17 protein-coding genes and 1 tRNA gene are annotated in these 17,002 nt (G+C 63.7%); 12 read left to right on the top strand and 6 right to left on the bottom strand.

Annotated elements, in window-relative coordinates; all coding sequences use genetic code 11:
* Positions 1 to 82 precede the first annotated feature (82 nt).
* Both AC5P6E_RS17680 and AC5P6E_RS17675 read left to right on the top strand, forming a co-directional pair.
* On the top strand, positions 83 to 1,246 hold the full coding sequence (locus AC5P6E_RS17680) for a two-component system sensor histidine kinase NtrB (RefSeq protein ID WP_414615410.1): 1,164 nt from the start codon (positions 83 to 85) through the stop codon (positions 1,244 to 1,246).
* The gene (locus tag AC5P6E_RS17675) at positions 1,236 to 1,595 is read left to right on the top strand and encodes a response regulator (protein ID WP_010482617.1); all 360 of its coding nucleotides are present in this window, start codon (positions 1,236 to 1,238) and stop codon (positions 1,593 to 1,595) included. The genes AC5P6E_RS17680 and AC5P6E_RS17675 overlap by 11 nt, the downstream gene beginning before the upstream one ends.
* Positions 1,596 to 1,626: 31 nt before the next feature.
* On the opposite strand, the gene AC5P6E_RS17670 is transcribed toward AC5P6E_RS17675, so the two are convergent.
* Entirely contained in the window at positions 1,627 to 2,193 is a 567-nt protein-coding gene (locus AC5P6E_RS17670; protein ID WP_010482618.1) for a TetR/AcrR family transcriptional regulator, read from the bottom strand.
* Positions 2,194 to 2,364: 171 nt separating this feature from the next.
* Between AC5P6E_RS17670 and AC5P6E_RS17665 the strand changes: the two genes are divergently transcribed.
* A complete protein-coding gene (locus AC5P6E_RS17665) occupies positions 2,365 to 3,195 on the top strand; it encodes a universal stress protein (protein ID WP_019338486.1) in 831 nt (276 codons plus the stop codon).
* On the opposite strand, the gene AC5P6E_RS17660 is transcribed toward AC5P6E_RS17665, so the two are convergent.
* A complete protein-coding gene (locus AC5P6E_RS17660) occupies positions 3,143 to 4,036 on the bottom strand; it encodes a helix-turn-helix domain-containing protein (protein ID WP_019338485.1) in 894 nt (297 codons plus the stop codon). The two genes, AC5P6E_RS17665 and AC5P6E_RS17660, sit on opposite strands and share 53 nt — an antisense overlap.
* Before the next feature lie 146 nt (positions 4,037 to 4,182).
* Between AC5P6E_RS17660 and AC5P6E_RS17655 the strand changes: the two genes are divergently transcribed.
* A complete protein-coding gene (locus AC5P6E_RS17655; RefSeq protein ID WP_019338484.1) occupies positions 4,183 to 4,740 on the top strand; it encodes a GNAT family N-acetyltransferase in 558 nt (185 codons plus the stop codon).
* A 7-nt stretch (positions 4,741 to 4,747) separates the two neighbouring features.
* Here AC5P6E_RS17655 and AC5P6E_RS17650 read toward each other — a convergent pair whose 3' ends face one another.
* Positions 4,748 to 5,212: a GNAT family N-acetyltransferase gene (locus AC5P6E_RS17650; RefSeq protein WP_019338483.1), complete on the bottom strand. Its 465-nt coding sequence runs from the start codon at positions 5,210 to 5,212 to the stop codon at positions 4,748 to 4,750.
* 257 nt (positions 5,213 to 5,469) lie between these two features.
* Between AC5P6E_RS17650 and AC5P6E_RS17645 the strand changes: the two genes are divergently transcribed.
* Positions 5,470 to 6,249, top strand: coding sequence for a dihydrodipicolinate synthase family protein (locus tag AC5P6E_RS17645; RefSeq protein WP_019338482.1), 780 nt, complete (start codon positions 5,470 to 5,472; stop codon positions 6,247 to 6,249).
* 623 nt (positions 6,250 to 6,872) lie between these two features.
* On the opposite strand, the gene AC5P6E_RS17640 is transcribed toward AC5P6E_RS17645, so the two are convergent.
* A tRNA-Arg gene (locus AC5P6E_RS17640) sits at positions 6,873 to 6,949 on the bottom strand.
* 34 nt (positions 6,950 to 6,983) lie between these two features.
* Here AC5P6E_RS17640 and AC5P6E_RS17635 point away from each other — a divergent pair.
* From AC5P6E_RS17635 to AC5P6E_RS17610, 6 genes are all read left to right on the top strand, one after another.
* On the top strand, positions 6,984 to 7,706 hold the full coding sequence (locus AC5P6E_RS17635; RefSeq protein ID WP_019338480.1) for a phosphatase PAP2 family protein: 723 nt from the start codon (positions 6,984 to 6,986) through the stop codon (positions 7,704 to 7,706).
* A gap of 84 nt (positions 7,707 to 7,790) precedes the next feature.
* The gene (locus AC5P6E_RS17630) at positions 7,791 to 8,141 is read left to right on the top strand and encodes a hypothetical protein (protein WP_019338479.1); all 351 of its coding nucleotides are present in this window, start codon (positions 7,791 to 7,793) and stop codon (positions 8,139 to 8,141) included.
* 80 nt (positions 8,142 to 8,221) lie between these two features.
* Entirely contained in the window at positions 8,222 to 9,331 is a 1,110-nt protein-coding gene (locus AC5P6E_RS17625; protein WP_049436285.1) for a polysaccharide biosynthesis/export family protein, read from the top strand.
* Positions 9,332 to 9,392: 61 nt separating this feature from the next.
* A complete protein-coding gene (locus AC5P6E_RS17620) occupies positions 9,393 to 10,016 on the top strand; it encodes a YjbF family lipoprotein (RefSeq protein WP_019338477.1) in 624 nt (207 codons plus the stop codon).
* Between the two features lie 3 nt (positions 10,017 to 10,019).
* Positions 10,020 to 10,772, top strand: a complete 753-nt coding sequence (locus AC5P6E_RS17615; protein ID WP_019338476.1) for a capsule biosynthesis GfcC family protein — start codon at positions 10,020 to 10,022, stop codon at positions 10,770 to 10,772.
* Complete coding sequence (locus AC5P6E_RS17610; RefSeq protein ID WP_019338475.1) at positions 10,772 to 12,961, top strand: YjbH domain-containing protein; 2,190 nt, start codon at positions 10,772 to 10,774, stop codon at positions 12,959 to 12,961. Before AC5P6E_RS17615 ends, AC5P6E_RS17610 begins: the two co-directional genes overlap by 1 nt.
* Positions 12,962 to 13,027: 66 nt before the next feature.
* Here AC5P6E_RS17610 and AC5P6E_RS17605 read toward each other — a convergent pair whose 3' ends face one another.
* The gene (locus AC5P6E_RS17605) at positions 13,028 to 13,462 is read right to left on the bottom strand and encodes a low molecular weight protein-tyrosine-phosphatase (protein ID WP_029550852.1); all 435 of its coding nucleotides are present in this window, start codon (positions 13,460 to 13,462) and stop codon (positions 13,028 to 13,030) included.
* 110 nt (positions 13,463 to 13,572) lie between these two features.
* Positions 13,573 to 14,925, bottom strand: coding sequence for an undecaprenyl-phosphate glucose phosphotransferase (locus AC5P6E_RS17600; protein ID WP_192810360.1), 1,353 nt, complete (start codon positions 14,923 to 14,925; stop codon positions 13,573 to 13,575).
* Between the two features lie 526 nt (positions 14,926 to 15,451).
* On the opposite strand from AC5P6E_RS17600, the gene amaB reads away from it, so the two are divergent.
* Positions 15,452 to 16,984 carry an L-piperidine-6-carboxylate dehydrogenase gene (gene amaB / locus AC5P6E_RS17595; protein ID WP_005413146.1) on the top strand — a complete coding sequence of 511 codons (1,533 nt, stop codon included), beginning with the start codon at positions 15,452 to 15,454 and terminating at the stop codon, positions 16,982 to 16,984.
* Positions 16,985 to 17,002: the final 18 nt, after the last annotated feature.

The following is a 17,002-nucleotide window of genomic DNA, read 5'->3' as shown; positions in this document are numbered from 1 at the left end:
TGGCACGTGCCATGCCTCCACACACTCTTCACACTGCACTGCCTAGCTTCACGTCCCTCCCAGGGGTAATGCTCATTTCCACGTGGACGCTGCCGCCTCTACGACGTCCGTGCTGACGGACCCTTCACGCCAACTGCGACTGCTGATCGACAGCGTGCGCGACCATGCGCTGTACCTGCTTGATCCTGATGGCATGGTCTGCAGCTGGAACCCGGGCGCGGAGCGCATCAAGGGCTATTCAGCCGATGAAGTGGTAGGCACGCACTTTGGCCGTTTCTATCTGGCTGCCGATCGCGAGGCGGGGGAACCGCAGCGCCTGCTCCGCCATGCAGCTCAACATGGCCACGTTGCCAGTGAAGGGTGGCGGGTACGTCGCGATGGCTCCTCGTTCCGTGCCAGCGTGGTCATCGAGCCGGTCGTCGAGGCAGGCGAGCTGCTCGGCTTCGTCAAGATCACCCGCGACATCACCGAGCAGTGGCAGGCACAACGACTGCTGCGCGACGCCCAGCGTGCGCTGCGCAACACCCAGCAGTTCGAAACCGTCGGCCGCCTCAGCCGCGGCCTTTCGCACGAATTCAACAACCTGCTGACCACCATCGGCAACGCGCTGGACCTGCTCTCACTGCGTGTAAGCGGTGACGATGCGCGTGCCGCCGAGCTGCTGGATGCTGCACAGGCAGCCACCGACCGCGGCGCGCTGTTGACCCGCCAGTTGCTGGCGTTCAGCACCGGCCAGACCCTGATCCGCGAGCCACTGGACATCAATGCCCTGGTACTGCAATGGCTGCCGGACCTGCAGCGCGCCTGTCCGCCTGCGGTGCTGCTGGAGTTACGGCTCACACCCGGCCTGCCCCTGGTGAACACCGATGCGATGCAGTTGCAGGCTGCGCTGGCCAACCTGGTGGCCAATGCCGCCGATGCCACCCTCGAAGGCGGCCGCATCCTGATCGGCACCGCATTGGAGCATCGGCTCGACCCGGATGCGGACTCCACGCTGCAACGGGGCTATGTCACGCTCAGCGTCTGCGATGATGGCCACGGAATGGCGGCCGACATCGCCGAACGGGCCACCGAGCCCTTCTTCACCACCAAGGACATCGGCAAGGGCAGCGGCCTGGGCCTGAGCCAGGTGTTCGGATTCACTACCCAGAGCGGCGGCTTCGTCGACGTGTCCACCACGCCCGGTGTCGGCACCACGGTCAGCCTGCTGCTCCCCGCAATGGAGGACCCTGCCGATGACCGATGACCCGATCCGCGTATTGATGGTGGAAGACCAGACCGATCTGCGTGAGATGATCGGGCTGGCGCTGCGCGACCTTGGCATCGATGTGGCCACGACCGCTGACGCGCATGAGGCTGCCGCCCTGCTGAAGGGCGAAGCACGTTTCGACGTAGTGTTCAGCGACGTCAGCATGCCCAACGGCATGTCCGGCATCGAGCTGAGCGAGCATGTGGCGCGCGAACAACCGCAGGCGCGGATGATCCTGTCGTCCGGCTATGCCCGTTCGCAGCTGCCGCCGCTGCCGGAACAGGTGGAGTTCCTGCCCAAGCCGTATCGGCTGCGCCAGCTGGTGCAGTTGTTGAAGCAAGCGTAAGCCACGGCACCCCGGCAGCAAGCCCCTGCGGTCATCCCTTCATCGCCCCCCGCTGGAACGACGCCAGCAGCGTGGAGGCCGCCGCGGCCGGCGCCAGCCGACCACGTGCGAGTGACCAGGTGATGCCGTAGAAACAGGTCCAATAGAAGTCCGCGAGCCACACTGCGGTGAAACCGACGTTGAACTCTCCGGCCGCCTGACCACGCAGGAAAAAGGCCTCGAAGCGCTCGCCGATCGGCGCCCAGCGCTCCGGCAGCAGATGCAGGTCGCCCTGGCGCTGCTGCTCTTCCATCATCCGTGCGAACAGCAGTGTCACCAGTTCCCAGTCCGCCAGCAGCGTGGCGGTGACCCGCTCCAGCACGTGGCGTGCATCACCGCCCTCGTCGAACCAGACCGCCGCCGCTTCCAGACGCTCGAAGCCTGCGGCGAACAGTGCTTCGTCTATCGCTTCACGTGTCGGTGCAAATCGATATAGCGTGGCCCGGCTGATGCCTGCCCCCTGCGCCAGTTCGCTGAGCGTGCAGCGGGGATGGCTGACCAGGGTGGCTGCCAGGGCGTGGTGCAGGTCGCGGCGGGTGCGTGCTGCGGCAGGTCGCATGAAAACGCCGAGGTATGGGTTCGCCCTCACGCTAGCATGAATCATCAATTAATAAACTGAATCACGGATGATTCATCCGAATCACCAATGCGCTAAAACGGGTGTGCGTCCGGTGCACCCGGGTCGGTGCGCGACAGGGAACGCGTCACAGGCATCGAAGGAGACAACGCCATGCTGCATCCACTACGCGATATCGCTGTACTGTTCGACGCCAGCGACACCGGGAACCGCGTTCTCAACATCGCCGCCCATCTGGCGCAGGCGCAGCAGGCGCATCTGGTCGCAGTCTCCACCGCCCAGCATCCCACCGACATCGCCAACGGCTTCGCGCGCGGCGCCGGCATCGCCGCCGCGCTCGACCATGAGGCGCGCGCGGATGCCGCCTGCACCGCACAGCTGATGCAGAACCTGCGTGCCGTGTCCGAGCCGCTGCAGATCAGCACCGAACTGCGCATCGTCTCGGACTATCTGGGCGGCGCCGACCTGGCCCTGCAGTCGCTGTACTGCGACCTGATCATCGCCGGCTATCCGCGCACGCCCGGCGCCCCTTCTGGCTGGCACCCGCTGGGCACGCTGCGCCAGACCGGCGTGCCGATGCTGTTGGTGCCGCCGCATTGGCAAGGCGATCAGGTAGGCCATCGCATTGTGGTGGCCTGGAATGCCAGCAAGCAGGCACGTCGCGCGGTGGCCGATGCGCTGCCCCTGCTCGCACGTGCACAAGCGGTGCACCTGCTGATGGTCGACACGCCCAAGGCCGAGGCCACACCCGGCACAGAGATGGCCCAGCATCTATCGCGGCATGGCGTTGAAGTGGAGATCCAGACGATCAGCTCGAGCCAGGGCGGCGTTGCCGCAGCCATCCGCCAGCACGTACTCGATGCCGACGCAGACCTGCTGGTGCTGGGCCCTTACAGCCGCAGCCGGGTGGTCGAGCGCGTGCTCGGCGGAGTCACCGAGGATCTGCTCGCCGAAGTACCGGCGCCGCTGTTCGTATCACATTAGTGCCACCCTGCCCCGCCCGGCGGTAGCCAGTCAGCGATTGACCGGTATGCCGCCGGAAGTAGCGACACAGGTAGGACGCATCCTCGAAACACAGGCGCTCGGCGATGCGACCGATCGGCAATTCGCTGTAGGTGAGCAGTGCCTTGATCTCCAGCACCACCTGACGGTCGATCAACGCCTTCGGCGTCTCGTCGAAGCACTCGCGGGTCAGCTGCGAAAGATAGAACGGGGTGATGCACAGCGCCTCGGCGTAGGACTGCACGTCACGTTGGCGCGTGCTGCGCTGCCCGACCAGCTCCCAGAAGCTCCAGGCCAGGCGCTCGCGTCGGCTGACCTGCGCGGGCGCCCGCTTCTGCTTCGGCAGCAACGTGGCCATCTTCAGGAAGAAACTCTGCAGCAGATTGCGCAGCATCACGTGGCGATGCCGTCCACCGTTGTGCTGCGCGTCCATCATCAGCTGCAACCATCCCTGCAGCAACGGCACATCCAACGGTGACGGCCGGCAGTGCGGCTGTTCGTGCAGGAACTGGAACAGCGCATTGGGCAACACATAGGCCACCTCCGATGCCAGCGCTTTGGGCATCAGGCAGACCATCGCCAGGAAGCCGCGCGAGCGATGCCGCAGCAGCGCCAGCGTGTCCTCTGCCAGCACCAGCACATCATGACGCTGCACCGCTACTTCGCGGAAATTCAGTGCAAAGCGCGCGCACCCCGAGACGCATACCAGTACCACCAGATAGGCGTGACCGAACGACAACGGGACGCCCTGTCCTTCGGCCAGCGTACTGACCTCCAGCCGCATGGATTCGTCCTGGTCCAGAAGCTGGGGTACGCGGTCCATGGGCCGATCCGGCTGTATTCCGGGCCCCAGCATACCCGGGCTCGACCATCAGTTGTGAAAAGTACCGAAACCATCAAGGTCCCGTTCTGGGCCGGTCGCGCCTGGCGACCTAGCCTGTGCACTCTCTTTGTCTCCTTGGAATCGACATGCAGCTGCACACCGAACGCTTGATCCTTCGCCCCTGGCGAGACACCGACGCCGCCGATCTGTACGAGTACGCCCGCGACCCGCGCGTGGGTCCGATCGCCGGTTGGCCGGTGCACACCAGTGTCGAGGAAAGTACCGAAATCATCCGCACCGTCTTCAACCAACCGGAGGTCTACGCTCTGCAGAACCGCGAAGACGGCCGCGCCATCGGCTGTGTCGGCATCCTGATCGGCGCTGACAGCAACTTCGAGATCAGCGACCGCGAAGGCGAGATCGCCTACTGGATCGGCGTACCGTACTGGGGCCGCGGGCTGGTCCCCGAAGCGGTGCGCGAAGTGATGCGGCATGCATTCCTGCAGCTGGAGCTGGAAGCGCTGTGGTGCGGTTACTTCGCTGATAACCTGCAATCGCTCACCGCGCAGAGCAAATGCGGTTTCCAGCATCACCATACCGAAGTGAACACGTTCAACAGCTTCCTTGGCGACTACCGTACCGAGCACATCAGCCGCATCACCCGGGAGCAATGGTGTGCCCTGCAGGCCGCCACACCTGCTTGAACAGGATTCAGCCCGACGTGCGCTGCATGAACAGAAGTTCCTGCGTTGAGGACGCTTCAACCTGCTGGAAACCGAGATCGCGGTACAGGGCCACGGCGGCCGTGTTGTCACGATAGACACGCAGAGTGAGGCGTTGGATACCGCTTTCGCGCATCGCCTGTGCACTCAAGGACTGAACGAGCAGCCGGCCAAGGCCGCGCCCGCGTGCCAGTGGGGAAATAATGATGCGACCCAGGTGCGACGTGTCGGTTGCGGTCATCCAGTACTGACCGAATCCAACACAAACACCCTGCTCGTCCAGCAGCGCCCAGCCCGGGCGCACCTCGAGCTCAAGCACCTGCGCGAACCGCTCCGGCGGTAGTGGAAACGGCACACCCGGGCCTGCCCAGCGCTGGGTGGCCCCGGCGGATTCGGGCCAGCTGGCGACGGTGGCGTAGTTCGAAGGCTGGACGGGGCGAAGGTTCGGTTCCATGACATTCATGGTGCGCCATTTGCACCGGATAGACACGCTGCATGGCCGCACTTGAGTTTTGTCATAGGACAATAAACAATTCCAGACGTCCAGTCGTCACGCCCCAGGCGCGGTGGCACCCAACCCATCCCAGTTCTGGGAGATCCCATGTTCAATGGCCTCAGCGCGTTTCCCCTGACCCCGCTCTCTGAAGCGGCATCGACTTTCGGGCATTTGCGCACCTGATCGAGCGCCTGGCTGATTCCGGTGTTGATTCAATGGGCGTCCTGGGCTCTACGGGCAGCTACGCCTATCTTGAAAAGCCCGAGCGCAAGCGGGTGCTGCGCGAAGCACTCGCGCATGCCGGGGGCGTACCGGTGATCGCCGGCATCGGTGCACTGCGTACCCGCGATGTGCTGGCACTGGCGCTGGATGCGGAGGATGCGGGTGCTGCTGGCCTGCTGCTGGCCCCCGTGTCCTACCAGCCCCTGAAGGATCATGAGGTGCAAGCGCTGTTCGAAACCGTATGCGCAGCGGTGCGCACACCGATCTGCGTCTACGACAATCCGGGCACCACGCATTTCCGCTTCACCGATGCGCTGCATGGCCGGATCGCCGCACTGCCCAACATCGCCTCGATCAAGATCCCGCGCCTTGCTGATGATCCGGTTGAGGTGGCCGCGCGCGTTGCTCCACTCCGTCCGTGCGTTCCTGCGCATGTGACGCTGGGCGTCAGTGGTGACGCCTCGGCGGTGCTTGGACTGCTGGCGGGGTGCGATGGCTGGTATTCGGTGACAGCAGGGTTGTTCCCTGAGGTTGCGCTGCAGATCGTGCGGGCCGTGGGAAACAGCGATGCCGAGGGTGCCATTGCCCTCTCGGCACGACTGGCGCCGCTGTGGTCGTTGTATGACCGGTTTGGCGGGATTCGCGTCATGGCCTGCGCGGCGACCCTGCTGGGGCTGTGCGGCGAGAACTGCATGCCGTTGCCGCTGCAGGGGCTGCGTGGTGGCGAGCGCGAGGAGGTGGCGACGGTGCTGGGCGGGCTGGGGTTGCTATAGAACTCCAGCCAGCGACTGCAATGCAGCAGTGCCGAATGGTGACCCCGGCCCGATTCGAACGGGCGACCTTATCCTGGTAGGCGGCCATGATCTGGGCGGTTTAACACATGGCGGCTATCTGACCACGGTGCCGTTCTGGGGACGTGATGGAGGCCTACCGCGTCAGCCGCACGGTGAACGCGCCCCGGAACAACCGCGAAGATCTGTTGCTGCAGATCACCTGGGATTCGCGACACCAAGATGCGAATTGTTCTCTGTAAGGCCCGCGAAAGCCCGGGACCATACCTTTGCCCCTTCGCAGTACAACACAAGCAGCAGAACGCTGTTCGCGCATCAGTCTTTGCATGGGGGCAACGTGGCGAGCTTGAGTTGGTTCGACGGAATGGTCCTCGGCTTTTTGCTTGGCGTCGCTGCAAGCGCAATTGCCGCATTCCTCGCCCTCCGCGACAGAAGCCGGGATGAATGACCACAGTAGTGCAAGCTGCGGGCCGCCTGAAATGAGCGGAGGTCCACACCATCAGCGCAGCGAACTTCCGCGCAGCGCCTGCATTCCGCACCTGTGGGAGCAACTGGCGCTTCAAGACAATCTGCAAGCTGGCCAAATGCCGCAAGCCATTGACTTATGGTGACCCCGGCCCGATTCGAACGGGCGACCTTCCCCTTAGGAGGGGGACGCTCTATCCAGCTGAGCTACGGGGCCACTGGCAGCGGCACAGGATACCGCGTCCAGCTGAATGGACCAAGCGCTGGGCGTTCTGCAGGACGTCCAGCACCAGTATTCTGCGCACATCCACCCCCTGCACTTATACCGTCGCCGCATGATGACCTTCTGGGAGAGCCTGTCTGCGCTCGGCGACAGCCGCGCCTTGTTTCCGCTTGCCACTGTACTCGCCTTGTTCCTGCCAACCTCTCACCGCCGCCTACTATGGCGCTGGGCAACGGCAATCATTGTAGTCGCCGCGACCACTCTGGCCAGCAAGATCGCCTTCATGGGCTGGGGTTTCGGGTTGGAGCATCTGGATTTCACCGGCATCTCCGGGCATGCCGCCATGTCCAGCGTGCTCTATCCCGTGACCTTATGGCTGCTGGCCAGCGGCCGCAGCCGACACTTGCGGGCCTGGGCCGTCGCTGGCGCGGGGCTTGCAGTCGCGATCGGATACTCTCGACTGCCTTTGCGGGCCCATTCCCCCTCCGAGATCATCATAGGACTCAGCCTCGGCCTGGCTGCGTCGGCTTGGGTGCTGCGTCACGGACAGACGCTGGGCAACATCCTGGCGGTGCATGGCCGCGCCGCGTTGCTGACCATTGCCGCCGCCATGACCACGCCGATATTGCTCGCAGATTTACACACTCATGACCTCGTGAAGGCCGCTGCGAAGACACTGTCCGGCCGCACGCAGGCATTCGAGCGCCAGAATCTACGCGGCAATTCGTCGCCAGACAGAAGCCATCATTAGGCACGAAGTTTTCACAAATCTTGACAGCAAGGGTTCATCCGCAGAATATGTGAAAGGAATTTCCCCTGACGGAGCAGGCCTCCCATGTTCAAGAAGACGATCGCAGTTGTGGCACTGGCGGCCCTGTCCGCCTCCCCGATGATGAGTTTCGCGCAGGAAGCGCAGGCTACGGCCGGCACGGAGGCTACTGCGGCTGAAGTTGCCGGCGCAGAAGCTGCTGGCGTCTCGACCGCTGCAGTCGTGGGCACCACCGTAATCGGCGTGGCCGCCGCTGCCGTTGCCTACAGCATCGGCGGCGACAGCACGAGCGGCAGCAATGACGGCGGCAGCGGCACTGATCCGGGCGGCCCGGGTCCGGGCGGCCCTGGTACGGGTGGCACCGGCGGTACGGGCGGCACCGGTGGTACGGGCGGCACCGGCGGCACCGGCGGCTGATCAGCGCACCGCGTACCACTCAGGCCCTCGCCGGGCGCGGCCCGGCGGGGGTTTTTTATGCCTGCCAGACTCTCATTCCCATGAATAACATCACCCCTCGCCTTCTTGCCGCTGCGTTGACCGCACTGGCACTGTCCAGCTGTGCGCTTGCGCCGGGACAGCACCTGCGCCGCAGCGACGTCGCCGTTGACCGCAAGAGCGGCGATGGTCAGCTGGAAATCGTCACCATCACGCCGAAGCTGATCGCGCAGGAAAACGCCGCGCGTACGCAGAATTCACTGCCGGCTGCATTGTTCGATTACCAGCCGGCACCGTACACGGTCGGCGCCGGCGACATTCTCTATGTCACCGTATGGGATCACCCGGAACTGACCGTGCCGGCCGGTCCCCAGCAGCAAGGTGCTCTGGCAGGGCGCCTTGTGCAGAGTGACGGCACGATGTTCTACCCATACATCGGCAAGGTCACAGCTTCAGGCAAGACGCCGATGCAGCTCCGCGAGGAGATCAGCACCCGCCTGGCCAAGTACGTGGAATCGCCCCAAGTGGACGTATCCGTCCTCACCTATGGCAGCCAGCGGGTCTGGGTGACAGGCGCTGCCCAGCGATCCTCACCGATTGCTCTGGGCACCTCGCCGCTGACGCTGGCGGATGCGATCAGCCAGTCCGGACTGGACAACCAGCAGGCCGACTTGTCCGGCATCCAGCTCAGCCGGGAAGGCACCACTTACACGATCAATCTGGAAACCCTGGCCCGCGAGTTTGGCGGCCGCCAATTGCTCCTCAAGGATGGCGACTCCATCTTCGTCCCTTATCTGGATCGCAAAGAGATCTTCGTGGTGGGCGAAGTCAATCAGCCTGGCGCCTACAGCTTCCGTACGGGCGATGTCTCGCTGAACCAGGCACTGGGCCGTGCTCGCGGCCTGCTTCAACAGACCGCAAACGGCAACGCCGTGTATGTCATCCGCGGCAGCACGGACCTGCAGCAGGAGCCGTCGATGGTCTATCAGCTGGAGGCGCGCTCGCCGACCGCATTTGCTGCCGGCAGCCAGTTCCATCTGCAGCCGGGCGACGTGGTATTTGTCGGCGCAGCCGGCGTCAGCCGTTGGAACCGATTCGTAAATCAGCTGCTGCCCTTCACCAATATCCTGTACAACGCGGCGCGTACCGGAACCGAAATCAAGGACAACTGACATGGCTCGCATGGATGCGGCTTGCCACTGCCCAGCACATCGGGCCCATGGCGCGGTGTTGATGGTCATCGTCGCCGCCCTGCTGCTCACCGGGTGCACCACCGGCAGCCGTTCCACAGTGGACACCTTCCGGCTGATCACCCATCGCCCGGCGCAGGCGACCGCAGAAGGCGTGGCCAACAACCGCTTCCCACAGATGCAGGTAGAAACTCCTGACCTCACCGCAGTGGCGGTGTTGGGCTACATCGATGGAGGCCGCCAGCAGTGGTTCGCAGGCTCACATGCGGTGTTCGAAATGGACGCTCACGGCCTGCTGCTGGGTGGCAGCGGCCTGGGGCAGCAATGGCATGCGCGTATCGATGGCCCTTCGCCGTTCGAGGACCTGCGTACAGTGACCGCGCCCGTTACGGTGCAACGCCGCTATGACTGGGTTCCCGCCTACCAGGTCGACGTCGCCGTGACCGGCACACTGAGCAGGGGTGCACTGGAGCAGGTAGACATACTGGGTTCGCGTCGAACCCTGCAGCGGTTCGACGAGCGGCTACAGGGCGGCGGAATGAGTGGCCGCAATGTCTACTGGGCAGATCCGGTCACGGGCTTCATCTGGAAAAGCCGACAACATCTGGCACCCGGCCGCGTCGCAGAACTGACCCAGCTCAAACCCTATCGCACGGCCAAGGATTGAGCCATGACGTTCAGATTTCCCAACCCGGCAATCCTTGCCGCGCTGTTTGCTGCCACTGGCGTCCAGGCCGCGCAGATACATATTGAAGGTGCCGTCGAAGCAGCCGGGGAGTACGAGCTGAGCGCTGGCGCCCGTCTGGCCGACGGGCTACTGCTAGCCCGCCCAAACACCGACGCCTACCTACTGGGGACAAGCCTCGAACGCCCACATGCCCTGCAGGCCCAAGTGCGGCTGCGCGCGGGGCTGCAGTATGGCGTCGGGCAGCTGGCAGAGTCTGCCGACGCACAGGTAGTGACGCTAGCGCAGGCATTGCAGACCTGGCTGGAGACACATCCGGCCACCGGCCGGACGCCCATCGCCGGACCCGCACGACTGATCCAGGTCCAGCCCGCGAACAACCCGATACTAGCCACAGGCGATAGGCTGCGGTTCCCACTGCAGCCACGCACGATCACCGTCATGGGCGCAGTGGAGCAGGAATGCGAGCTGCCGCACGTCCCGCAGCGCGATGCGCGCGACTATATGGGTGACTGTCATCCCAGTCCTCTTGCTGACCGCAACGATATTTACGTGATCCAACCCGACGGGCGAATCCAGCAGCTGGGTATCGGCCTGTGGAACCGCGCAGATCCCCAGGCCGTCGCGCCTGGAGGTACGGTCTTCGTGCCCGTACGTGCGTCCCTCATCAAGCATATCGACCCGCTGTTCAACAGCGATTTCGCCACGTTCATCGCCACCCAGCCCATCAACCCGTGATGACCCAGTCCTGCCTGCGCGCGCACCCGGTGCGCCCCGCCCGTTTCGCACTGAGCGCGCTCGCCTTGTCGCTGTCCTGCGCACTGCATGCACAGGAGGCGCCGCCACCCACTGCCAACGAATGGGGCGGGATCGGCCTGTTGCAGACACCTACCGCGCGCATGGCAAGCGACGGAGACCTGAGCTTTACGGCGTCATACAACGCTCCGTACGCCCGCTATAACCTGACCATGCAGCCATTTCCATGGCTGGAGGCATCATTCCGCTACATTAATGTCAATAACTTACTGTACGGGCCCAGCGTTGCAGGCGATCAGCATTACAAGGACAAGTCGATCGACTTCAAACTGCGCCTGTGGCAGGAATCACGCCTGCTGCCGGAGCTGGCCTTTGGCGTGCGCGATCTGGGTGGCACTGGATTCTTTTCCAGCGAATACCTGGTTGCCAACAAGAATTTCGGTCCGATCGATGCGTCGATCGGACTTGCCACCGGCTACATTGGCAACCGCGGCGACTTCTCCAATCCACTCGGCGCTATCGATGATCGCTTCAAGAACCGCCGCTCCATTGCCAACAGTGACATCACCCAGTCCGGCAAGTTCGGCCTGAGCAACATGTTCAAGGGGCCAGTTGGCGTTTTTGGCGGCATCACCTACCAGACGCCGATGGATGAGCTGCTGCTCAAAGTCGAATACGACGGCAACGACTACCGCCGCGAACCCCGCAACAACAACCTGCGCCAGCGCACGCCCGTCAACGTGGGCCTGGTCTATGTGCCAAACCGCAATGTAGAGCTGACTGCAGCCTGGGAGCGCGGCGACGCGGCGATGTTCTCGCTCACCCTGCGTGGCAACCCGGGCAATGCGCCTGCTGCACCGAAGCCGTTCGACCCGCCACCGCAGCGACTGCTGCCCGAGACGGCCGCCGTCGATCAGCGCGCATCAGCTGCCAACAGCGACGCTTCTGGTGCCGCACCTGGCACCAGCACCGATTGGGCAGCGATCAGCACCGAGCTGCAGCGCAATGCCGGCTTCCGTGTCGAACGCATTTCGCGCCGCGGCGACGAACTGTATGTCGACGGTTACCAGACCCGCTACCTGCATGCCGCCAAGGGCCTGGGACGCGCCACGCGCATTCTTACCAACGCGACCGGCGATAACTACAACTGGTTCACCCTGCGTACCACCCGCGTGGGCATGCCGATTGCCGATCTGTCGATCAACCGCGAAGCGTTCGCGGGATACCTGGATGGCACCGTCAGCGAAGACATACTGCGGCGGAGCACGGAACTGCAGGCGCCTGACGCGCGCGCGCGCGAAACGCTTTACACACCCAAGCGCAACCCGTTCGGCGGCGGCTTCAACATCGGCTACCGGCAGAACCTTGGCGGCCCCGATGGCTTCATTCTGTACCAGGTCGCAGCCAACTATACGGGCAGCCTGTTCCTGCGCGACAACATCTGGCTGACCGGCACCATCAGTGCCGATGTCACCAACAACTACCACAAGTTCAAGTACAACGCCCCAAGCCGCCTGCCGCGTGTACGTACCGACATCCGCCAGTACCTGACCACCTCCGACATCATGCTGCCCAACCTGCAGGCCAACATCGCCGGGCGGCTGGCACCGGACTTGTATGGCATCGCCTACGCAGGCTACCTGGAGTGGATGTATGCTGGCGTAGGCGGCGAACTGCTGTATCGCCCAAGCGGCGAGCGCTGGGCGGTTGGCGCAAATCTCAACCGGGTGCAACAGCGCGACTATGACCAGCACTGGGGCCTTCGTGACTACCGCGTCACCACCGGCCACGCCACGTTCTATTACGCCCTCGACGCCCGTGAACGCATCATCGGCTCGCTATCGGTCGGCCAGTATCTGGCCGGCGACAAGGGCGCCACTCTGGACCTGGCCCGCGTATTCGACAACGGCGTGACAATGGGCGCGTATGCGACCAAGACCAATGTCTCGGCGCGCGACTTCGGTGAAGGCAGCTTCGACAAGGGTATCTACTTCAGCATTCCGCTCGATGGATTCCTGCCACGCTCCACGCGTGGCCGTGCGGCCTTCAATTGGAACCCACTGATCCGCGATGGTGGCGCCATGCTCGGCCGCAAGTACGGCCTGTACGGCATGACCGGTGATCGCGACGAGCGCTTCTTCTACGACAATCTGCGTAACGTCGGGGAATGACAAAAGCCGGGAGCCTGACGGCTCCCGGCCATTCGTCTGCAGCGCAACTTCAAAGAGCTTGTGCAATCAGAGGTAACGCACCCAGCTCTTCACCCCCTCATCCATCAGCGTGTAGACGTGCTCGAATGCAGCACGTTGCTGGCGATAGGGATCGGGAATCTCGCGATCGGACTGCCACTTGCCCAGCAGGAAGGTCTTGCCCGACGCCTCCGGCGCGATTTCGATGATGCGATGGACATGCTTGCGCTCCATCACCAGCACCAGATCCGAAGCTGCCAGGATGCCGCGGTCGATCTGCCGCGCACGATGACTGCTGCCATCCAGGCCATGCTCGGTCAACAGCGCCTGCGCGGTGGCATCCACACCATGATTGACCAGGGCCCCCAGCCCGGCCGAGGACACCGTGATGCCCCTGCCGCTCACAGCCTCACGCAGCATCACTTCCGCCGACGGACTACGGCAGATGTTGCCGACACACACAACCAGAATATTCTTGAACACGGACAACGGTTTCCATCAATTCTTCAATACATGGCACGCAACACCTGGCCGCCCCTACAGACCAGGCACTTCCATCCGAGCGTGCCGCCACATGCCGGCAGCAGCCTCGCCTAGTATGCCGATTTCTGGCCCAGCACTTTGAAGGCCGTCATCAAAATGATCCGTACGTCCAGCGTCGGACTCCAGCGCCGGATGTAATCAATGTCGTACTGGACCCGCTTCTTCATCGAGCGCAACTCCGGTGTCTCACCACGCAATCCGTGGACCTGCGCCCAGCCGGTAATCCCCGGCTTCACATAGTGGCGATGCATGTAGCGCTCGATCACACGCTCGTAGTGATTGTTATGCTGAATCGCGTGCGGTCGCGGCCCAACCACCGACATGTTACCGCCCAGCACATTGAAGAACTGTGGCAGCTCATCCAGGCTGCTGCGACGCAGGAACGCACCGAACCGGGTCACTCGCGGATCACCGCGCGTCGCCTGGGTGATCTGCCCGGCGCCCTCTGCATGTACGCGCATGGAGCGGAACTTGAGCATCCAGAATTCCTTTCCGCCCAGTCCATGGCGCTTCTGGCGGAACAGCACCGGCCCCGGAGAACTCAGCTTCACACCAATGGCCAACACGGCAAACAAGGGCGCCAGCAGGATTACTGCCACGCCTGCAACCATGATGTCCTCGACGCGCTTGAACAAGCGGAATCGATGATCAACCAAGCCTTGGCGTACACCGATCATCGGCACATCACCCACCTGGTGGACACCAGGGTTCAGCGCCCCAAGGCCCGTGGTATCAGGAATCAGACGCACAGGCACCGGAAAACGCTCGATCTGCTTGAGCATGTCCTTGATGGCGCCAGCATGCCCCATCGGCAGAGACACCCATACCTGATCGAATTCGCCGCGGTGCTGATCCATGTACTGCGGGACGTCTTCCAGTCGCCCCAGCCTGCACGGCGCGTCCCCACCACGGCGGGTGGCGATATCGCCCGCACTGGCAAAGTAGCCGATGACGTCCTTGCCAAGCTCTGGCTTCCCGCGCAGCAGGCGATGCAGCCTCAACGCGGGAGCCCTTAGCCCGACCAGCAGGATCCGCTCGTGGTCCATCCCGCGCGAGCGCAGGCGATGCAACTGCACCCTCAGCAGCACTCGCAGCGCCGCCATCGATCCCAGACCAAAGGCGTACCAGCCAATCAGCCATGTCGAGGGCACCACATCGGCAAGCCCGACCAGCACGACATAGAGCGAGAACAGCGCAAAGGTGGCAGACCAGGCCAGCAACAACAGCCAGAGGTCAGCGAGCAACCCCCGCATGCGCCAGTTCCGATACAGCGGCGCCACGGAGAAACACACGATGGCGCTGAGAATCACTGCGCCAAACACGATTCGCTGGGAGGAGTCCGGCGCAGCTGCTCCATACAACACGATATGGGAAAGCACTGCCATGCCTGGCAGTAGCAACATGTCGCCCAGGCGTAGCCCCAACTCCAAGGCAGCCCGGGCTTCGACGCGGCGGCGACCAGCCCGGGCCCGCTCTGCGGAAAGGTCTTCTACTGATCCCTGTAGCAACGCACTTCTCCATTCTCGGCTCGACGGGACGCGGAATTGTCTGCGTCCGCGTGCGCGGACTCCCCAGCCAGCACGGAATCGTCGAGGTTGTGTCAATCAAATGTGGAGGAATTGTGGATGAAGTCTGGGCCAAAAGATAGGAATCCCGACTGGGCACAGGCTCGGACGAATGCCATGAAACCACCCTATCCAATTGAAAATATTGACAATTTCCAGTGTGTCAATTTGCATCAACATGCGTCATTTAGCGTCAAAAAATGAACGTCATTGCGCACTTCATGTCGGTTCACTGGCGCTCCACCCACCCCGCACCGCACCAAAGCCCAACCACCACCCTCTGCTACCATCGGCGGTTCTGTTCATCGCGTCCCCCACCTGCCCGCGATGGCGCCAAACAACGTAACGAAACACAGGAGTCTGCATGTCTTCCGAGCTGCTCAAGTCCCTTGGCCTGGACGCGATCAACGCTGGCACGTACCTGGGCAACGGGGAGTGGTCGAGCGCGACCAGCGGTGAGCTGATCACCCCGGTCAACCCGACCACCGGCGAGCCGATCGCGCAGGTCCGCGCGACCACCGAGGCCGAGTACGAGACCGTCGTCGCCCGCGCGCAGGAAGCCTTCAAGGTCTGGCGCACCACGCCTGCCCCGCGCCGCGGTGAGGCCGTGCGCCTGTGCGGCGAAGCGCTGCGCAAGCACAAGGATGCGCTGGGTTCGCTGGTCGCCCTGGAAATGGGCAAGAGCAAGCCGGAAGGCGATGGCGAAGTGCAGGAGATGATCGACATCGCCGATTTCGCCGTGGGCCAGAGCCGCATGCTGTACGGCTACACCATGCATTCCGAGCGCCCCGGCCACCGCATGTACGAGCAGTACCACCCGCTGGGCCTGGTCGGCATCATCTCGGCCTTCAACTTCCCGGTGGCGGTCTGGAGCTGGAACTCGTTCCTGGCGGCCATCTGTGGCGACGTGTGCATCTGGAAGCCGTCCAACAAAACGCCGCTGACCGCCATCGCCTCGCTGAAGATCTGCAACGACGCCCTGCGCGAAGCCGGTTTCCCGGACATCTTCTTCCTGATCAACGATGCCGGCACCGCGCTGTCGGAGAAGATGGTCGATGACCGTCGCGTGCCGCTGATCAGCTTCACCGGCTCGACCCAGGTCGGCCGCACCGTCAACGAAAAGGTCGCGCGCCGCCTGGGCCGCTGCCTGCTGGAGCTGGGCGGCAACAACGCCATCATCCTGGACGAAACCGCCGACCTGAAGCTGGCCGTGCCGGGCATCGTGTTCGGCGCCGTCGGTACCGCCGGCCAGCGCTGCACCACGACCCGCCGCCTGATCGTGCACCGCTCGATCTACGCCGACGTGCTGGCCACCCTGGTCAAGGCCTACAAGCAGGTGGAAGGCAAGATCGGCGACCCGACCGATGCCGCCAACCTGATGGGCCCGCTGAACAGCGACGGCGCCGTGCAGCAGTTCCTCGATGCCATCGCCCAGGCCAAGGCGGCCGGCGGCACCATCGAGACCGGTGGCACCCGCATCGACCGCGCCGGCAACTTCGTGCTGCCGGCGATCGTCTCCGGCCTGAAGAACAGCGACGCCGTGGTCCAGCACGAGACCTTCGCGCCGATCCTGTACGTGATGCCGTACGACACCCTCGACGAAGCCATCGACATGCAGAACGGCGTGCCGCAGGGCCTGTCGTCCTCGATCTTCACCCAGAACCTGAAGACCGCCGAGAAGTTCCTGTCGGCCGCCGGCAGCGACTGCGGCATCGCCAACATCAACATCGGCACGTCCGGTGCGGAGATCGGCGGCGCCTTCGGTGGCGAGAAGGACACCGGCGGTGGCCGCGAATCCGGTTCGGATGCGTGGAAGGTCTACATGCGCCGCCAGACCAATACCATCAACTATTCGGATTCGCTGCCGCTGGCACAGGGCATCAAGTTCGACCTGTAACGCTTTCTGTAGTGCCGG

Source organism: Stenotrophomonas sp. YJH_SMC_16 (assembly GCF_059367875.1).
This window is presented reverse-complemented; position numbering and strand designations above follow the sequence as displayed.

Excerpts from the sequence above, each read along its gene's own strand:
- AC5P6E_RS17675 (WP_010482617.1), top strand. The coding sequence starts at position 1,236 with ATGACCGATGACCCGATCCGCGTATTGATGGTGGAAGACCAGACCGAT.
- AC5P6E_RS17670 (WP_010482618.1), bottom strand. The coding sequence starts at position 2,193 with ATGCGACCTGCCGCAGCACGCACCCGCCGCGACCTGCACCACGCCCTG.
- AC5P6E_RS17665 (WP_019338486.1), top strand. The coding sequence starts at position 2,365 with ATGCTGCATCCACTACGCGATATCGCTGTACTGTTCGACGCCAGCGAC.
- AC5P6E_RS17660 (WP_019338485.1), bottom strand. The coding sequence starts at position 4,036 with ATGGACCGCGTACCCCAGCTTCTGGACCAGGACGAATCCATGCGGCTG.
- AC5P6E_RS17655 (WP_019338484.1), top strand. The coding sequence starts at position 4,183 with ATGCAGCTGCACACCGAACGCTTGATCCTTCGCCCCTGGCGAGACACC.
- AC5P6E_RS17650 (WP_019338483.1), bottom strand. The coding sequence starts at position 5,212 with ATGGAACCGAACCTTCGCCCCGTCCAGCCTTCGAACTACGCCACCGTC.
- AC5P6E_RS17645 (WP_019338482.1), top strand. The coding sequence starts at position 5,470 with ATGGGCGTCCTGGGCTCTACGGGCAGCTACGCCTATCTTGAAAAGCCC.
- AC5P6E_RS17635 (WP_019338480.1), top strand. The coding sequence starts at position 6,984 with ATGGACCAAGCGCTGGGCGTTCTGCAGGACGTCCAGCACCAGTATTCT.
- AC5P6E_RS17630 (WP_019338479.1), top strand. The coding sequence starts at position 7,791 with ATGTTCAAGAAGACGATCGCAGTTGTGGCACTGGCGGCCCTGTCCGCC.
- AC5P6E_RS17625 (WP_049436285.1), top strand. The coding sequence starts at position 8,222 with ATGAATAACATCACCCCTCGCCTTCTTGCCGCTGCGTTGACCGCACTG.
- AC5P6E_RS17620 (WP_019338477.1), top strand. The coding sequence starts at position 9,393 with ATGGTCATCGTCGCCGCCCTGCTGCTCACCGGGTGCACCACCGGCAGC.
- AC5P6E_RS17615 (WP_019338476.1), top strand. The coding sequence starts at position 10,020 with ATGACGTTCAGATTTCCCAACCCGGCAATCCTTGCCGCGCTGTTTGCT.
- AC5P6E_RS17610 (WP_019338475.1), top strand. The coding sequence starts at position 10,772 with ATGACCCAGTCCTGCCTGCGCGCGCACCCGGTGCGCCCCGCCCGTTTC.
- AC5P6E_RS17600 (WP_192810360.1), bottom strand. The coding sequence starts at position 14,925 with ATGTTGCTACTGCCAGGCATGGCAGTGCTTTCCCATATCGTGTTGTAT.
- amaB (WP_005413146.1), top strand. The coding sequence starts at position 15,452 with ATGTCTTCCGAGCTGCTCAAGTCCCTTGGCCTGGACGCGATCAACGCT.